This window comes from Serratia myotis, from assembly GCF_027474885.1.
In the GTDB taxonomy this organism is placed as follows: domain Bacteria; phylum Pseudomonadota; class Gammaproteobacteria; order Enterobacterales; family Enterobacteriaceae; genus Serratia; species Serratia proteamaculans.
Window position 1 is genome coordinate 1,882,117 of record NZ_CP099707.1, and the last position, 16,776, is coordinate 1,898,892.

Annotated in this window: 15 protein-coding genes; 7 read left to right on the forward strand and 8 right to left on the reverse strand. The window is 53.3% G+C overall.

The annotated features are described in order from the left end of the window. Nucleotides 1–16: 16 nt before the first annotated feature. The 4 genes from pqiA to rmf all read left to right on the forward strand — a co-directional run bounded on the left by pqiA (nt 17) and on the right by rmf (nt 3,962). Nucleotides 17–1,333, forward strand: coding sequence for a membrane integrity-associated transporter subunit PqiA (pqiA, locus tag NHG65_RS08755; protein WP_099061714.1), 1,317 nt, complete (start codon nt 17–19; stop codon nt 1,331–1,333). Next, complete coding sequence (gene pqiB / locus NHG65_RS08760) at nt 1,320–2,966, forward strand: intermembrane transport protein PqiB (protein WP_099061713.1); 1,647 nt, start codon at nt 1,320–1,322, stop codon at nt 2,964–2,966. The genes pqiA and pqiB overlap by 14 nt, the downstream gene beginning before the upstream one ends. Continuing rightward, on the forward strand, nt 2,963–3,520 hold the full coding sequence (pqiC, locus tag NHG65_RS08765; RefSeq protein ID WP_099061712.1) for a membrane integrity-associated transporter subunit PqiC: 558 nt from the start codon (nt 2,963–2,965) through the stop codon (nt 3,518–3,520). Before pqiB ends, pqiC begins: the two co-directional genes overlap by 4 nt. Nucleotides 3,521–3,791: 271 nt before the next feature. Beyond that, nucleotides 3,792–3,962 (forward strand): ribosome modulation factor, encoded by a 171-nt coding sequence (gene rmf, locus NHG65_RS08770; RefSeq protein WP_085116107.1) that lies wholly within the window; start codon nt 3,792–3,794, stop codon nt 3,960–3,962. Between the two features lie 67 nt (nt 3,963–4,029). Here the strand turns inward: rmf and fabF are convergent, their stop codons facing one another. The 4 genes from fabF to NHG65_RS08790 all read right to left on the reverse strand — a co-directional run bounded on the left by fabF (nt 4,030) and on the right by NHG65_RS08790 (nt 8,295). Beyond that, on the reverse strand, nt 4,030–5,304 hold the full coding sequence (gene fabF / locus NHG65_RS08775) for a beta-ketoacyl-ACP synthase II (protein WP_499183169.1): 1,275 nt from the start codon (nt 5,302–5,304) through the stop codon (nt 4,030–4,032). Further along, nucleotides 5,301–5,828 carry a winged helix-turn-helix transcriptional regulator gene (locus tag NHG65_RS08780; protein ID WP_207977636.1) on the reverse strand — a complete coding sequence of 176 codons (528 nt, stop codon included), beginning with the start codon at nt 5,826–5,828 and terminating at the stop codon, nt 5,301–5,303. The genes fabF and NHG65_RS08780 overlap by 4 nt, the downstream gene beginning before the upstream one ends. A gap of 128 nt (nt 5,829–5,956) precedes the next feature. Further along, nucleotides 5,957–6,475 carry a bifunctional 3-hydroxydecanoyl-ACP dehydratase/trans-2-decenoyl-ACP isomerase gene (gene fabA, locus NHG65_RS08785; RefSeq protein ID WP_012006178.1) on the reverse strand — a complete coding sequence of 173 codons (519 nt, stop codon included), beginning with the start codon at nt 6,473–6,475 and terminating at the stop codon, nt 5,957–5,959. A gap of 83 nt (nt 6,476–6,558) precedes the next feature. Continuing rightward, nucleotides 6,559–8,295: an AAA family ATPase gene (locus NHG65_RS08790; RefSeq protein WP_499183170.1), complete on the reverse strand. Its 1,737-nt coding sequence runs from the start codon at nt 8,293–8,295 to the stop codon at nt 6,559–6,561. Nucleotides 8,296–8,504: 209 nt separating this feature from the next. On the opposite strand from NHG65_RS08790, the gene matP reads away from it, so the two are divergent. Continuing rightward, complete coding sequence (gene matP, locus NHG65_RS08795; protein ID WP_099061708.1) at nt 8,505–8,963, forward strand: macrodomain Ter protein MatP; 459 nt, start codon at nt 8,505–8,507, stop codon at nt 8,961–8,963. A 113-nt stretch (nt 8,964–9,076) separates the two neighbouring features. On the opposite strand, the gene ompA is transcribed toward matP, so the two are convergent. Together ompA and sulA are read right to left on the reverse strand one after the other, a co-directional pair. Continuing rightward, entirely contained in the window at nt 9,077–10,153 is a 1,077-nt protein-coding gene (gene ompA / locus NHG65_RS08800) for a porin OmpA (protein ID WP_207977639.1), read from the reverse strand. A 357-nt stretch (nt 10,154–10,510) separates the two neighbouring features. Further along, nucleotides 10,511–11,017 (reverse strand): SOS-induced cell division inhibitor SulA, encoded by a 507-nt coding sequence (gene sulA / locus NHG65_RS08805; protein WP_099061707.1) that lies wholly within the window; start codon nt 11,015–11,017, stop codon nt 10,511–10,513. Between the two features lie 232 nt (nt 11,018–11,249). Here sulA and NHG65_RS08810 point away from each other — a divergent pair, with 232 nt between their 5' ends. Then, the gene (locus NHG65_RS08810) at nt 11,250–11,909 is read left to right on the forward strand and encodes a TfoX/Sxy family DNA transformation protein (RefSeq protein WP_261415751.1); all 660 of its coding nucleotides are present in this window, start codon (nt 11,250–11,252) and stop codon (nt 11,907–11,909) included. Here NHG65_RS08810 and yccS read toward each other — a convergent pair whose 3' ends face one another. Both yccS and NHG65_RS08820 read right to left on the reverse strand, forming a co-directional pair. Then, nucleotides 11,910–14,045, reverse strand: a complete 2,136-nt coding sequence (yccS, locus tag NHG65_RS08815; protein WP_099061705.1) for a YccS family putative transporter — start codon at nt 14,043–14,045, stop codon at nt 11,910–11,912. Nucleotides 14,046–14,071: 26 nt separating this feature from the next. Then, nucleotides 14,072–14,524: a YccF domain-containing protein gene (locus NHG65_RS08820; RefSeq protein ID WP_099061704.1), complete on the reverse strand. Its 453-nt coding sequence runs from the start codon at nt 14,522–14,524 to the stop codon at nt 14,072–14,074. A 166-nt stretch (nt 14,525–14,690) separates the two neighbouring features. On the opposite strand from NHG65_RS08820, the gene helD reads away from it, so the two are divergent. Further along, entirely contained in the window at nt 14,691–16,745 is a 2,055-nt protein-coding gene (gene helD, locus NHG65_RS08825; protein WP_499183171.1) for a DNA helicase IV, read from the forward strand. The last annotated feature ends 31 nt before the right edge of the window (nt 16,746–16,776 follow it).

Genomic DNA, 16,776 nt, shown 5'->3' on the forward strand with positions numbered 1-16,776 from the left:
GTTGTTAAGGAGGAATATGGTGTGTTCCCACGAGAATCACGAGCAGCACAGTCATGCAACGCACGCAACACAGCAACAGGACAATCTGATGTTGTGTCCGCAGTGCGACATGCTGGTGGCATTGCCGCCGCTGGCATATGGTTCAAAAGCGGTATGCCCGCGTTGTAAAACGACCCTCAGCTCCCGCTGGGAAGAACCGCGTAAGCGGCCGATCGGTTACGCCCTCAGCGCCCTGTTTATGCTGCTGCTGGCGAATATTTTCCCGTTTATCAATATGCGCGTTGCCGGACTCGGTAACGAAATCAAACTGATCCAAATCCCGCAGGTGATGGTGGCGGAAGACTACGCCAGCATGGCCACGCTGTTTATGGTGTTTGTTCAACTGATCCCGGCATTCTGCATGCTGGCCATTATTCTGCTGTGCGCTAAAGTGCCCATCCCCAAGGGGCTGAAAGAGTGGATGGCCAAAATGCTGTTCCAGTTTAAAACCTGGTGCATGGTGGAGATTTTCCTGGCCGGCGTACTGGTCAGCTTCGTTAAGCTGATGGCTTATGGCGATATTGGTGTCGGCAGCAGCTTTGTGCCGTACTGCCTGTTTTGCCTGCTGCAGGTGCGCGCCTTCCAGTGTGTCGATCGCCGCTGGCTGTGGAATGACATTGAACCGGCCCCGCGCCTGGATCGTCCCATGCAAGTAGGGCGTACCGGGTTGCGTCAGGGGCTGCGCTCCTGCCAATGCTGTACGGCGATTTTGCCGGCGGAACTGACCCGGTGTCCGCGCTGTCATTCCCGTGGTTATGTGCGCCGCCGTCACAGCCTGCAATGGACGTTGGCGCTGCTGCTCACCTCTATCCTGCTGTATATTCCGGCTAACCTGATGCCTATCATGGTCACCGAGGCACTGGGCAATAAATTGACTTCCACCATCATGGCCGGGGTGATCCTGCTGTGGGGGGAAGGATCTTACCCGGTGGCGATGGTGATCTTCATCGCCAGTATTATGGTGCCTTCGCTGAAAATGATGGCGATTGGCTGGCTGTGTTGGGATGCTAACGGCACCGGTAAAGCCCGGGCTGACAGCGAACGTATGCACCTGATTTATGAAGTGGTTGAATTTGTTGGCCGCTGGTCAATGATTGATGTGTTTGTTATTGCCGTGCTTTCGGCATTGGTACGGATGGGACAATTGATGAGCATTTATCCTGACATTGGCGCGCTGTTGTTCGCCATGGTAGTGATCCTCACTATGTTTGCAGCCATGACGTTTGATCCCCGGCTAACCTGGGATCGCGTAAACGAAACAATAAAAAAGGAGCCGCAAGGTGACGGAAAATAATCATAGCGTCGCGGACGTTGAGAAGATCAAACGCTGGTCGCCAGTGTGGATCATCCCGATTGTCACCGCACTGATCGGCGCCTGGATCCTGTTTTACCATTTCAGCCACCAGGGGCCGGTAGTCACCCTGGTGACCACCACCGCAGAAGGGCTGGAAGCGGGTAAAACCAAAATCAAAAGCCGCAGTGTTGACGTCGGGGTCGTGGAAACGGTGACTCTGAGCGAAGACTTGAGCAAGGTGGTGGTAGAGGCGCGCCTTAACACCGGCATGGAGAAGCTGTTGCGTCAGGACTCTGCCTTCTGGGTCGTGAAGCCGCAGATTGGCCGTGGGGGCGTTTCCGGATTGGGTACGCTGCTTTCCGGTGCCTATATCGAACTGCAGCCGGGTAACAAAGGCAAAACAGGCAAGGGCGACTATCAACTGCTGGATGCACCGCCACTGGCCTCTCCGGATGCCAAAGGGCTACGCATTGTGCTGGACAGCGAAAAGTCCGGCCAGTTGAATGCCGGCGATCCGGTGCTGTTCCGCGGTTACCGCGTCGGTTCGGTAGAAACCAGCTATTTTGATCCGAAGATGCGCGCGATGCGTTATCAGTTGTTTATCTCCGCGCCTTACGATCAGCTAGTGACCAACAACATTCGATTCTGGAAAGACAGCGGTGTGGCATTCGACATGTCGGCGCAAGGAATGCGGGTGGAAATGGGCTCGTTGGCGACCTTGTTCAGCGGCGGCGTCAGCTTTGACGTACCGGAAGGCTGGGAGCGCGGCGAACTGGCGAAACCGAAAGCGGAATATCACCTGTTCGACAACCAGCGCAGTATCCAGGATTCGCTGTATACCGTTCACCAGGATTACCTGATGTTCTTCTCCGATTCGATTCGCGGCCTGCAGCCTGGCGCGCCGGTGGAGTTCCGTGGTATCCGTCTGGGTACGGTATCGCAGGTGCCGTTCTATAAAAAAGGCATGATACAGCGTCTGGACAATGACTACCGTATTCCGGTGCTGATCCGCATCGAACCCGATCGCTTCCAGAAGCAGTTGGGTGGCAGCTTCGACTTTGAGAGTCATTTGAAAGACGCTGAGTCGCGTGGCATGCGTGCCGCTTTGAAATCCGCCAATCTGCTTACGGGTTCGCTGTATATCGATCTGGATTTCTATCCGCAAGAGAAACCTTACAAAGGGCCACGTGAGTTGTTTGGTTATCGTCTGATGCCAACCACCAGTGGCGGTTTGGCGCAGATCCAGCAGAAACTGATGCAGACGCTGGATAAAATCAACTCGATGCCGCTGAATCCGATGATCAATGAAGCGACCAAAACGCTGGCAGAAAGTCAGAAGACCATGCAGACGACGCAGAAAACCATGCAGTCGCTGAATGACATCATTGCCAGCAGAGAGATGAAGGCGCTGCCGCAGGATATGCAGAAAACCTTGCAGGAACTGAACCGCAGCATGAAAGGGTTCCAGCCTGGTTCTCCGGCCTACAACAAGATGGTTGGCGATATGCAACGTCTCGATCAGGTACTGCGTGAACTGCAGCCGGTGCTGCGTACCCTGAACGAAAAGAGCAACGCGCTGGTATTTGAAGCCGCGGGCAGTAACGATCCTCAGCCGAAGAAGGCCAATAAATGATGAAATGGATTCCGGTAGCCCTGGCGCTGTTACTCAGCGCCTGTAGCAGCACCCCACAGAAGACCTACTATCAACTGCCGGCGTTGGGCACGCCGGCGCAGGTCAGCGGCAGCACTACGTCGCGCCAGCTTTGGCTGGAGCACGTTAGCGTGGCGGACTACCTGGCGCAAAGCGGTGTGGTTTATCAGACCAATGACGTGCAGTACGTTATTGCCCAGAACAACCTGTGGGCCAGCCCGCTTGATCAACAGTTGCAGCAGACGCTGGTCACCAACCTGAGCAGTGCGCTGCCGGGTTGGGTGGTGTCCTCGCAGCCGATGAGCAGCGAGCAGGATGTACTGAACGTCACCATCAGCGGCTTCCATGGCCGCTTTGACGGCAAGGCGATCATTCGCGGCGAGTGGGTGCTGAATCATCAGGGCAATCTGACCAAACGGCCGTTCAGCCTGGAACTTAAGCAGGGTGAAGACGGCTACGATGCTTTGGTGCGGACATTGGCACAAGGGTGGCAGCAAGAAGCCCAGGACATTGCCGCACAGGCGGGGCGTTTTTAGAAATAATTTGTACTAAAACGATCTAACCCCTTCCGGTGAGAAACAGTAAAATTTCTCGTCGAAAGGGGTTTTTATTTAATTTCAATAAGTTAACTTATCTCCTGCCTATCAGCCACTTAGCAAATTCTTCGGGCGTAGCTCACAAATATGACATTGGCGTGAATTTTGCGCATTGATCTTCCCGCCATTTAGCGCTATTGCTTAAATGTGGCTGCACAAAAAGCAGCCATTGTTTTCTTTCCACCAGACCAAAAAATGAGGGAAACGAGGCATGAAGAGACAGAAACGCGATCGTCTGGAAAGGGCGCATTCAAGAGGTTATCAGGCAGGTATTATAGGGCGTTCCAGGGAATATTGTCCCTACCAATCATCAGTGGACGCCCGGTCTCAGTGGCTGGGAGGTTGGCGAGAAGCCATGGAGGACAGGGCTGTGACCGCTTAAGCGGCTCCCTGTCAAAAAAAGGAATAACCTCCGCCCAGCGCGGAGGTTTTTGTTTAAGGCTGTACGACTACCCCTGCCAGCGTTTCAGCAAAATACTCGCATTGACACCGCCAAAACCAAAACCGTTCGACAGTGCATAGTTTATGGTCATAGGCTCAGCTTTGTTCGCTACCAGGTGCAGCCCTTCGGCCGCCGGATCCGGACTCTCCAAATTCAGCGTGGCCGGTGCAATCTGATCGCGCAGCGCCAGTGCGGTAAAGATGGTTTCCAGCCCGCCGGCGGCACCCAGTAAATGGCCGGTCGCTGATTTGGTCGACGTCACCGCTACGCCCCCGTTGGTACCAAACAGATGCTTGATGGCATTAATTTCCCCCAGGTCACCTACGGGTGTCGATGTCGCATGGGCGTTCAGGTGTTGTACCTGCTCTGGGGTTACGCCAGCCTGTTTAAGGGCAATCTTCATGGCACGATAGGCACCGTCGCCATCCTCGGCACCCGAGGTCATGTGGTAAGCGTCTGCGCTGGTGCCATAACCCACAATTTCCGCCAGTGGCGTTGCCCCACGGGCCAGAGCATGCTCCAGTGTCTCAATCACCAGCATACCGGCACCTTCACCCATAACGAACCCGTTACGTGCGCTGTCAAAAGGCCGTGAGGCTGTTGCCGCGGCCTCTGCCGGCGTCGTGGACATGGCGCGTGCTGCCGCAAAGCCACCCAGACTAACAGTGTCGATAGCCGCTTCTGTACCGCCACACAGTACGATATCTGCCTCATCGTTACGAATCATGCGCACGGCATCGCCGATGGCTTGTACGCCTGCGGCACAGGCCGTCACGGGGGCGCCAATCGGGCCCTTGAACTGGTGTTTAATCGATACATGACCGGCGGCCAGATTAACCAGGAAAGAGGGGATGGTGAAAGGTGACAGGCGTTTGGCACCGCGGCTGTCGGTGGTGCGTACCGCATGAGCGATAGCCGGGAAACCGCCAATACCGGAAGCGACCACGGTTGCGGTGCGTTCCTGTTTATCTTCCGTATCTGCGACCCAGCCGGCCTGGCGGATGGCCTCATCGGCTGCAGCCATGGCGAGCAGGATAAAGCGGTCCATTTTCTTCTGGTCTTTGGGGGCAACCGAAAGATCGGGATCGAAACCCGCTTCGGCATCCTGTTCCAATGTAGGTACCTGACCACCGATTTTCACCTGCAGGTCGGCAACGATCTCTTCTGGCAATGGACGAATGCCGGACTGGCCGTTCAGCAGACGCTGCCAGATAGCCTCTACGCCGCATCCCAGTGGCGAAACGGCGCCCATGCCGGTAATGACTATACGACGAGTGTTCATAGTGACTCCTTGGATGATTCAGGGGGAAATGCAGAAAGGTTCTGCTGCATCAGGGCTGCACGCTGGCGCATACCGTCGGTCGCTGCCGGCCCTGGTGCTAACGTAATATTATGCAACGCGATGGGTTGCTGAGTAATGCTGTCGATCAGTTGCGGGCGTATAACTTGCCCGGTACGACGATCGACCAATTCGGCGCTAATGCCGTCATCGGCCAGGTGGGTATTACCCCAGTGAAAGAGGGCCGCAAGTACCGGGAAAAAATCTTTGCCACGCTCAGTGAGCAAATACTCGTAGCGTGCCGGCCGTGTTTGATAGCGCTGTTTATGCAAAATGCCGCTTTCTACCAGATACTTCAGGCGACGGGTCAATATGGTGGGCGAAAGCCCCAGGCTTTGCTGGAACTGATCAAACCTGGACAAGCCATGAAACGCATCGCGAAGTATCAGGATGCTCCACCATTCTCCGACGCGGTCCAGTGAGCGAGCTACCGGGCATGGCATGTTATCAAAACGGGTTTTTTGCATGACACACCTCTTGGTGACTACAATAATTGTAGTCACTTTTTAGCCGCTATGAACCTGAGTATTACAGGCACGACAGAATAACGGCGGGGAAAAATAAACGGCGACCGGAAAGGTCGCCGTGGCTGCAGTTAGAACGCAGCAGTGTCCTTGAACAGGCCCACTTTCAGATCGCTGGCGGTGTAAATGACCTGACCATCGACCAGGACTTCACCGTCAGCCACACCCATAATCAGTTTACGGATGATCACACGCTTGAAGTTAATGCGGTAGGTGACTTTCTTCGCGGTTGGCAGTACCTGGCCGGTGAACTTGACTTCACCCACGCCCAGCGCACGACCTTTACCTTCGCCACCCAGCCAGCCGAGGTAGAAACCTACCAACTGCCACATCGCATCCAGGCCCAGGCAGCCCGGCATCACTGGATCGCCGATAAAGTGGCAACCAAAGAACCATAGGTCCGGATTGATATCCAGTTCCGCTTCCACATAACCCTTGTTGTGGGTACCACCGTCTTCGGTCATTTTGACCACGCGGTCCATCATCAACATGTTACCTGCCGGCAACGGCGGGCCACCGGCGCCAAACAGTTCGCCACGGCCGGATGCTTCGAGGTCTTCTTTCGTATAGGAGTCGCGTTTTTCTACCATGTTCTCAGTAAACCTTATTTTATTGAAGGGCGCATCTTAGCTTACACGTGTACGCTGAACAAGTCCGATCAGCCGTGGCTGAATCAGTTGAGCCAACGAAGTGGCCACGGCCAGCGCCGGCGTTCCTGCGGATTCACCAGTGCAATCCGTTCCTGAATGGCAGCTAACAAGTTCGGCTGCTGTTCATCAGAGTAGGGATAACCGGTGAGTAATGGCAAGGCCTCTGCGGCGCTGTTGACGGCCCACAGATGGAATTGCCCCTCGCGCACCGCATCGACCACGTCCTGACGCAGACACAGGTGGCGCACGTTGGTGGCGGGCAGAATGATGCCCTGTTTACCCGTCAAACCGCGACGTTGGCAAACTTCAAAAAAGCCTTCGATCTTCTCGTTGACGCCACCAATCGGCTGTACATTACCGAATTGGTCAACGGAGCCGGTTACCGCAATCTGCTGGGTGATCGGCTGCAGCGACAGTGCGCTGATGAGTGCACAGAGCTCAGCCAATGAGGCGCTGTCACCGTCCACTTCGCCATAAGATTGCTCAAACACGATGGAAGCGGAGAAGGGCAGCGGCTGGTCCAGTTCCAGTTCGGAAATCAGGAACGCCTGCATAATCATCATGCCTTTGGCATGCAGATTACCGCCAAGCTCGGCCTTGCGTTCAACGTCGGTGAATTCACCATCGCCAAGATGCACGACACAGCTGATACGGGAGGGCTCGCCGAAGCTGCGCGGATGACCTGGGTATTCCAACACAGACAGGCCGTTGATCTGACCGACGACTTCGCCTTCGGTTTCAATCAGGATTTGGCCCAGTTCAATCTCATCCTGCATCCGTTCGGCAAGGTAGCTTTCACGCCATTCGCGAGCATTCAGTGCCGCTTCAAACGCTTTGGCGGTGATGCTTTCTTCTTCGACATACAGCGCGGCTTCAGAAAGTTGCTGGCCGAGCCAGAGTGGGGACAACGGCAGGTTGCCCTGATCACCACTGTGACGGACCGCCTGGATCATTAACGGGTACCAGGCATCGGCTGCCAATGGCGGCAGTTGCTTCTCATCAATAAGAGTATTGACGTAGCCACACCATTGCACCATGTCATCGATTTCGGTGAGTTGCAGATCTTCTTCGTATTCGCCGTAGACCGCCTGTTCACACAGTTCCGGCTCAATATCATGGAAATCGGCAAGACCGTGACGATCGCCCACGACGATCAGTCGCAACTCCAGCGGCATGGCTGGAATAGTGATCGGCAGAGGACGTGTTTCATCCGGGGAAACCCAGTGGAACTGACGTTGGGTGATCATCTGCTTCAGGCGCAGCCACAGCAGCGGCTGAGCCAGCAGAGAACGCGCAGACAGGATCAGTACGCCCCCGTTGGCCTGATGTACCAGACCGGGCTGCAGGTTGATCTCATCATTGTGGATCCGGACGCAGCCAAACAGCTGTTCTGGTTCAACCCACTCTTGAAACACACAGGCACCACCGGCGGCAAAGGGTTCATCACCCTGGTTGGCGGGTTCTACGCTGACCTTGCTGCCCTGGATCACATAATGACTGCCCTTGAACGCGGTATTCTGCGGCTGCAGTTGTTCAACTGCATGGGCGATCAGCGCCAGATACTCACGCGTTTCCTGCGCTTTCAATAACATGAAACGCGGTGGTGACTGTGGATGGCAAAACAGCGTCAGTGCGTTTTCCAGTCGAGGCTGAATAGAGGCAAAGGACACGGGTGCCAACTGCGCGGCGGTATCAAATATCGCTTGATAAGGCGTAACGTCCGGCAACAGTGATTGCCATTCAAGTCGGTTATTGGTCAAAGTGTTAGATGCAATCGTCAAAAAGGGAAAGGGCGATTATACAAGAATAACGGCAGCTTGATAGATGCAGAGTAACAGTTGATGTCAGGGAGTTTGACATCGCGCGATGACTGTGCAAAAAACAGTCTAAAACGGGGTGTAATTGGCGGGGAAATTCGGCGTAAAGCTGTTATGCTTAATAAAGTTACGCGGTCACTGAAGAGCTCACGATGAAATATCAGCAACTGGAAAATCTGGAGAGCGGTTGGAAATGGAAGTACCTGGTGAAAAAGCACCGGGAAGGGGAAGCTATTACCCGCCACATTGAAAACAGCGTCGCTCAGGAAGCCATTGACGAGCTGCTGAAGCTGGAAAATGAGCCGGTAAAAGTGCTGACGTGGATAAGCCATCATATGAATCCGGAACTGGATAACCGGATGAAGCAAACTATCCGCGCACGGCGTAAACGTCATTTTAACGCAGAACACCAACATACGCGTAAAAAATCTATCGATCTGGAGTTTCTGGTTTGGCAGCGGTTGGCTGCGCTTGCCCGTCGTCGTGGGGTGACGCTGTCAGAAACCGTGGTGCAGTTGATCGAAGACGCAGAACGTAAAGAGAAGTACGACAGCCAGATGTCGTCACTCAAGCAGGATTTAAAAGCCATTCTCGGTAAAGACAAAGAGTAAACCTACCAGCCAGCCCCGACTTTGTAAGGGGCTCTTTGTTGCTAATGCCAACGTCACTTAATTTGGCCGAAAAAAAACCCCGCATTGCGGGGTTTTTTACTAAGAGTGGTAGCTTAGCCTTGTGGCTGAGTTACAACGTCTTTGATACCTTTAACTTCGATCTCTACGCGACGATCTGGTGCCAGGCAATCGATCTGTGCTTTGGTAGCACGGCCAGCTTTGTAGCCACAGGTGTTACCAGTGACTGAATCAGCTTCGCCCATACCACGTGCAGAGATTTTGTCTGAAGGAATACCTTTAGATACCAGGTAATCAACAACGCTTTGAGCGCGTTTTTCAGACAGTTTCTGGTTGTACTGGTCAGAACCAACGGCGTCGGTGTAACCCAGAACTACAACAGAACCATCTTTAGGATCCATGGAGCTCAGCTGAGTGTACAGCTGGTCCAGAGCCTGTTGGCCTTCTGTTTTCAGAGTAGATTTGTTGAAGTTGAACAGCACGTCAGACTTCAGAGTGAAACGCTTGGTTTCAACAACTGGAGCCGGAGCTGGAACTGGTGCTGGAGCAACAACATCATCCTGACCGAAACGGTAAGAAACACCCAGGCTCAGCATGGTGTTGTCTGGACGTGCGCCGACAGTACCTGCATCACCGATGTTGCTAACGAATTGGTAGTCCAGGCGAGTAGCCCAGTTTTTGGTCAGTGCGTATTCAACACCAACTGCTGCCAAAGGAGAAACGCCGGTGTCGTGGTCGCTCAGACGAGTGCCATTACCGTAGTTAGCTTTGGAATCAGCACGCCATACCATGCCGCCCAGACGAGTGTAGATGTCCAGATCGTCCATGATTGGGTAGCTCAGTTTAGCGGCCAGTTGAACGCCCTGCGCTTTGAAAGCACCGTTGTTCACGCTGCCTTTGTAAGGCATACGGCCAAGCCAGTCATAGCCCAGCTCGAAGCCCAGGTATTGGTTCGCCTGGTAACCCAGGAACGCGCCAGCACCCAGTTGATCTTTATGGGTCGGACCATTGCCGATACCATTCTGGTAACCGTTGCCGTAGAAACCAGTGTCATGGTACTGGGACCAGCCCAGTTTAGCACCAGTGTACCAGGTATTATCTTTTGGGGCGGCTTGCGCTACTGTTGCGAAACCTGCCAGTGCCACTGCTAATGCGATAGCTGTCTTTTTCATTTTGCGCCTCGTTATCATCCAAATAGGCAATGAGCTTTAAAGCTGTTTAAGCCCTTGGTTAAATTCCTTCGCCAAGGTTTGAGCCCTCGTTTGTTACTCGGCCAGTTTATCTGGCGTTATAGAGCAACCTTGGCGATGTAAAGTCTACAACGTGGCGCGAAAGTTACAAGTGTGATGTGATAAAGCTCTAAAAAAAAACGCAGAAACATACATATTTACTAACATTAACCGGCAAAAAAGCGAGCATTTTGACCTTGGATTTAGGTCGCGGAACCGCAGCCGCACTCGCTTTGTCCCTGATCCCATAAAGGTTCCCTTGCAGGGAGATGAAAATGATGGGAAAAATCCTAAATTTACTTAATGATACAAAGAAGAGTGAATTTTTAGGGTGGAACAGTGTCCGTGAATCGGGTTTATGTCACGTTGAGGACGCATTATGAACCCATAAGCGTTACCTAATTCTGCCGCACGCCTTAATTTTAGACGATCTTCTTCTGTAAGATCGGGCAGCCATCCAAGAACTACACTGTAGTTACCCGTCAGCAGCGCTTTTTCCATCGCTTCAACCGTGTCCAACGGATGAATTTGACTCAGTTGCACCACTTTCCCCACCGGCAAACCGGATTGCTGTAGCCACAACTTACTCAGTTTTTGCTGTGGGGTCAGCCATAACAGCCAGCGTGACTGCATACCCAACTGCTGCAACAGTGGCAGCAATAGTTGCGCCACTGCGGGCTGATGCTCGTTGTAAACAAGTTCACTGATAAGGCCATTCTCTTTGCCGGCATCCGTGCTTTCTGCAGCATTATTCACCGCAAAAGAGCTGTGGCTGAAATTGGTTTTGTAGAGTGATTGAGTACGCATAAAGTATCCCGCCCGTAGTGTCACTGTATGTTTATACAGTACATCCTGTTGTGATTAAGATCAACCCAAATCTTCGTGGTACCTCGCATAATTGCGATTATTTTTTATACGACGGGCTTTTGTGATTGGCATGACTGCGGATAGTGCGTATTTTTCTAATTACTTGTTCACGTTACCTTTATTTCATTGATGCGAGGAATAATAGAAGGGTAACCTACACCAGGAGAACGCTATGAAAGGGACATCAACGGGAAGGATCGTACAGGCCAAAGCTTATTTTTACGCATTAGGTGGCATCACTACACGCTCACAATTCGGTGGGTACGGGATACTGGCCGATGGCGTCATGTTCGCTGTGATTGCCGAAGGGGAGCTGTATCTTCGCGCGACGGATAGCCTGGAGCCAGCCTTCCGCGAACGCGGAATGGTTAATATGGTTTACTCCAAGCGTGGAGTACCCATAACCATGCGTTATTACTGGGTTGATGAAACGCTATGGCGGGATCGTGGAGAACTTGTAGGGTTAGCCTGGCAGGCAATTCGGGAAGCACGCCGGGAACTTAAGGTGAAAACGGATAACCAGGGGCGTCTGAAGGCCTTGCCGAATATTGACATCAATATGGAACGCTTACTCTGGCGGGCGGGCATTCGCAATGTTTATGATTTACGTCTGAACGGTGCCAAGCGCAGCTATCTCCGTTTGTTGCAGCAGCAACACAATTTGGGCCTACGGGTACTGCTTTCTCTGGGGGGAGCCATTGCCGGTTATCATCATGCTGCCTTACCCTCGGAAATGCGTAGTGAGCTGACTCATTGGTTTGAGCGAACCATGTCGTTGCTTAGCCACGGACATAACCCGGGAGTTCGGGGCCTGATAAAAGGCCCCGGGTGATTAGGCCGATTTGCCAATTTGCGCATTGAGCATCGTGAGTTCCGGAAGCAATTCAATCACCAATCCAATCTGCTGTAATACCAATTGATCTTTGCTTTCCGGTTCCGGCGCTGCGTGCTGAATACGTTCTGCCAGACTTTCCAACGCCTGAGTGATGCGTTGTTCGTCCTGTTCTTCCCAATGCAGGGCGCCATCGACATAACAAACTGCATCATTCAGCAGATCCAACGTAGCAGGGTTGTTCAGGCGCTCACGGTGGGCGCCCAGCGCAGAGATATAACTCAATAAGGTGTGGTTTAAACACAGCAGGCGAAAGGCGGCTTCCTGAACTTCCTTATTGGCTTTTGGGTCGGCAGACATGTTGGATATCACCGAAGCCAACTCTGCATCACTGTTGTGTGCATCCCGACGAGCGATACGATAAGGAAGGCCATTATCTTTGCCCTGATGGTATTGCACCAGAATGGCATCCAGATAACGGCAGTTGGCGTTCAGCGTTTTGCTGACGACTGCCGGCAGTTGGCGGAATTTCCAGTCTGGCCAGATAAAACTGACTGCCGCCCAAGCGATGGCACACCCTAAAATCGTGTCGTAAACGCGAGGCGCGGCGACTTCAAAACCTTCACCCAGCAGGTTAAAGCACAGCAATACCAGTAGGGTAATAAACATGGTGGCGTGTGCATATTGCACGGTTCGAAAAGCAAAAAACAGCACGCCGCTGATAACAATCAGCACCATCTGGCCTTCCAGTGAAGGCACAAAATAGAGGATCGGCAGACCGATAAGAATACCAGCAAGCGTGCCGATAATTCGAAGCGCCAGCCGGCGACGCGTGGCATTGTAATTCGGTTGGCAGACAAACAGACTGGTTAACAGGATCCAATAACCGTGCTGCATGCCGGTAAACTGAATAAAGGCATAACCCACGCACAACACCGCTGACATGCGGATGGCGTGGCGGAATAAGGCCGACTGAGGTGTCAGATGGCGGCTGATACGCAAGCGGATGTCGCTCCAGCCGGTGATCCGGTCATCCGACAGGCTATTCTCTTCCACCTGACCGTTGGCCAATGCCTGTTCGGACTCAATATTCGCCAATTGTGCGTCAATCGCGCGTAAGTTTTTTAACAGGTGTGACAGCGCTTTGGTTAACTCACGATTTTCCGGGGTGATGGCGATGCGAGTCAGAGCTTCTTCAATACGGGCAAAGGCCGGTTCAAAGCGAGGGTTGTGCTGATACTTCTGCCGCAGCAAAATCGACTGTGCCAACTGCTGACAGGCGCGTGCTTGCATGCTGAGCAAACGCTGGAATCGGAACAGAATATCACTGTGGCGGAATTGTCGGCTCAGGGCTTGATATTGAACGTGAGAGGAACTGGCGCGCTCATGGATATCCTGGGCAACGAAATAATAATGCAACGTGCGGCGGGTACCGCGTTGACCTCGATCGCCTTTTAACCGCGTCAGCAATGAAACTTTGGTCTGGTTCAGAATGGTCACCAGCGCACTGTTGGCCATGGCAACATCCATCCACGGCAGGTCTGCATCATGCTCGACGTCGGGATCAAACAGGTTGGCTTTGGCATCCAGATAATTCGCCAACTGATTGTAACAACGTGCCAGGTTTTCCTGCAATGGGCGGATAGGGAAGATCAGGTGTCCAATCAGCGTCAGCAGGTTGTACCACAGGGCACCGATGATCAGTAGCATCGGTTGTTGATACCAGGCGTCGTACATTGAAGTGCCGAGCATGGTATAGACCGCGATCAGCAGAGCACCAAACGCAATGGTGGCGTAGCGTTGCCCGAGCGCACCCAGCAAAATAAAACCGCAGGTGGAAGTGGTCAGGCCGAGCGCGAACAGCCAGGGATAAGGGAATAGCAGTTCAATGGAGGCGGAGGCGACAAAAAAACACACCAACGTGATCAGCAGATTGCGCAGTCTGCCAGTCAGGCGATCATCCAGATCGGTCAATGCCGCTGCCACCACCCCCAGAGTCAGGGGAATGGTGAGCTTGGGAATGGCGAGCCACCAGGGTACGGCGGCTGCGCCAGCCAGCGCAATAAAAATACGCAGGTCATAAAGCAGATTGCTGTTGTAGGCATAACGGCGTATTGCTGGTGCAAAAGAGAGCACGAAAAACTCCTCAGGCGGAGAAAAAATTAACGCTGCTGGTACTGACGTCGGGCATTTTCAGTTCTGGCCTGTTGCGCCATCTCAACGGACACCACACGGCGTCCAACCGGCCACAGGGCAATAGCGGCGATTTTGAAATTGGCTATGCCTACCGGAATGCCAATAATCGTCACGCACTGCACAATACCGGCAGCAATATGTGACAGGCACAGCCACCAGCCGAACAGGATCAGCCAGACAATATTCAGCAGTGAACCGCTGGCGGAAAGCAGCGCGTTGCTTTTTTCCGGGTACAATTCATTAACGTGAATAGCTTCGTTGCCGAAAGGCAGTAACGATAGTTTGGTGATTTCCCAGCAGGAGCGGGTTAACGGTAGGGTGATGATCAGCAGCACGCTAAACACCGTTGCGACCAGCCAGCCAAGGGTGGTGAAAAAGCCGCCTAACACAAAATTAAGAATATTCAGTACAGTACGCATAGTCGTCATTCTGCTCTAATGATGGCCAAACCGCGATGCGGTTGCGTTTGCTATCAAAACGCAAAATCTATTCTACCCTTTTTTTAGCGCTAGAGTGTCACTGCTTATCACAGGTAAACTGGCAGATATCCGTTATTTAATCTCAACATAGTCATGGCGCGAAGATATGGAACTTAAAGCGACATCGCTGGGGAAACACCTGGCTCAGCATCCTTATAACCGTGTGCGGTTGCTGCACGCCGGTGTCGAGGTGAGCGGTGAAAAACATGAATATCTCATTCCTTTCAATCAGTTGATTCATGTCAGGTGTAAGCGAGGCATCGTCTGGGGCGAGCTGGAGTTTGAGCTGCCGGATGAAAAAGTGGTGCGCTTGCACGGTACCGAATGGCAGGAAACTCAGCGCTTCTATCATCATCTCCAGCAGGCCTGGCAACAGTGGAGCGCCGAGATGAGCGAAGTCAGCGCCGGCGTGTTGCGCCAGCAGGTTGAACATATTCAGCGTATTGAACAGCAGGATAAGTGGTTTAAAAAATCCGAACTGGGCAAGTTGCAGCAACAAATCCGCGAGTCTTTCGGCGCCTTACCCATGCCGGTGGCACGGTTGGATCAATTCGACAATTGCCGGGATGATTATCAGCTTTGCCAGCAATGGCTGCAGCAGGGGTTGCGCAGCGTAGGGCAGCGTAATCAGCAATGGACCGAACGTATGCTGGAGACCTACCATGATTTCTTCCAGAGCATCGAAACCTCACCGCTGAACGACTCGCAAAGCCGCGCAGTGGTCAATGGCGAAGACTCGGTGCTGGTGCTGGCTGGGGCTGGTAGCGGTAAAACCTCGGTGCTGGTGGCGCGAGCCGGCTGGCTGCTGCGTCGTCAGGAGGCTGAACCCGGGCAAATACTGTTGCTGGCATTTGGTCGTCAGGCGGCGGAAGAGATGAACGAGCGTATTCAGGAGCGCTTGGGTAGCGTGGCGATTCAGGCCAAAACTTTCCACGCGCTGGCGCTGCAAATTATTCAGCAGGGTAACCGTAAAGTGCCGGCGATCAGTAAGCTGGAAACAGACAGCAAGGCTCGACGAGCTTTGTTGATAGCGCATTGGCAGCAGCAGTGTGCCGAGAAAAAAGCCCAGGCCAAAGGGTGGCGGCAATGGCTGACTGAAGAGCTGGAATGGGAAGTGCCGGAAGGCGACTTTTGGCAAGACAAACGCCTGGCTGAACGGTTGGCAGGTCGTCTCGAACGCTGGCTGGGGCTGATGAGGATGCACGGCGGTAGCCAGGCGGAAATGATCGAACAGGCGGATGAAGAGATCCGTGACCTGTTCTCAAAACGTATCCGGCTGATGGCACCCTTGCTCAAGGCCTGGAAAGGCGCGCTGAAAGAGGAAGGGGCGGTTGATTTCTCCGGTCTGATCCACCAGGCGGTCAATATTCTGGAGAAAGGGCGTTTTGTCAGCCCGTGGAAGCACATTCTGGTGGATGAGTTTCAGGATATCTCACCACAGCGTGCGCAATTGCTGGCGGCGCTGCGTAAACAAAACAAGCAAACCTGTTTGTTTGCGGTGGGTGACGACTGGCAGGCCATTTACCGCTTCAGCGGTGCCGAACTGACGTTAACCACGGCGTTTGCCGATAACTTTGGCGAAGGTGCCCAGTGCGCGCTTGATACGACTTACCGCTTCAATGAGCGCATCGGTGAGGTGGCAAACCGCTTTGTACAGCAGAACCCGCATCAGTTGAAAAAACCGTTGAACAGCTTGAGTAAAGGTAATAAGAAATCGGTAGTTCTGTTACCGCATGAACAGCTTGAAAATTTGTTGGATAAGCTAAGCGGTTATGCCAAGCCGGAAGAAAGGATCCTGGTGCTGGCGCGTTACCATCATCTGAAACCGCAAGTGTTGTCAAAAGCGGCGACCCGCTGGCCTAAATTGACCATTGAGTTTATGACCATCCACGCCAGCAAAGGGCAGCAGGCTGAGTATGTGATTATCGCTGGTTTGCACGATGGCAACGACGGCTTCCCCGCGGTTGCGCGTGAGTCGGTATTGGAAGATGTGCTGTTGCCGCAACCGGAAGATTTCCCGGATGCAGAGGAGCGACGCTTGCTGTATGTGGCGCTGACTCGCGCCAAGCATCAGGTATGGCTCTTACAGGATCGCGAGCGTCCGTCGGTGTTCGTGGAACAACTTCAGGATCTTGGCGTACCGTCGCAGAAAAAACCCTAAGCTTTAGGCCTGGTGGAAACCAGGCCTAAAG

Excerpts from the sequence above, each read along its gene's own strand:
- pqiA (WP_099061714.1), top strand. The coding sequence starts at position 17 with ATGGTGTGTTCCCACGAGAATCACGAGCAGCACAGTCATGCAACGCAC.
- pqiC (WP_099061712.1), top strand. The coding sequence starts at position 2,963 with ATGATGAAATGGATTCCGGTAGCCCTGGCGCTGTTACTCAGCGCCTGT.
- rmf (WP_085116107.1), top strand. The coding sequence starts at position 3,792 with ATGAAGAGACAGAAACGCGATCGTCTGGAAAGGGCGCATTCAAGAGGT.
- fabF (WP_499183169.1), bottom strand. The coding sequence starts at position 5,304 with ATGAACACTCGTCGTATAGTCATTACCGGCATGGGCGCCGTTTCGCCA.
- NHG65_RS08780 (WP_207977636.1), bottom strand. The coding sequence starts at position 5,828 with ATGCAAAAAACCCGTTTTGATAACATGCCATGCCCGGTAGCTCGCTCA.
- fabA (WP_012006178.1), bottom strand. The coding sequence starts at position 6,475 with ATGGTAGAAAAACGCGACTCCTATACGAAAGAAGACCTCGAAGCATCC.
- matP (WP_099061708.1), top strand. The coding sequence starts at position 8,505 with ATGAAATATCAGCAACTGGAAAATCTGGAGAGCGGTTGGAAATGGAAG.
- ompA (WP_207977639.1), bottom strand. The coding sequence starts at position 10,153 with ATGAAAAAGACAGCTATCGCATTAGCAGTGGCACTGGCAGGTTTCGCA.
- sulA (WP_099061707.1), bottom strand. The coding sequence starts at position 11,017 with ATGCGTACTCAATCACTCTACAAAACCAATTTCAGCCACAGCTCTTTT.
- NHG65_RS08810 (WP_261415751.1), top strand. The coding sequence starts at position 11,250 with ATGAAAGGGACATCAACGGGAAGGATCGTACAGGCCAAAGCTTATTTT.
- NHG65_RS08820 (WP_099061704.1), bottom strand. The coding sequence starts at position 14,524 with ATGCGTACTGTACTGAATATTCTTAATTTTGTGTTAGGCGGCTTTTTC.
- helD (WP_499183171.1), top strand. The coding sequence starts at position 14,691 with ATGGAACTTAAAGCGACATCGCTGGGGAAACACCTGGCTCAGCATCCT.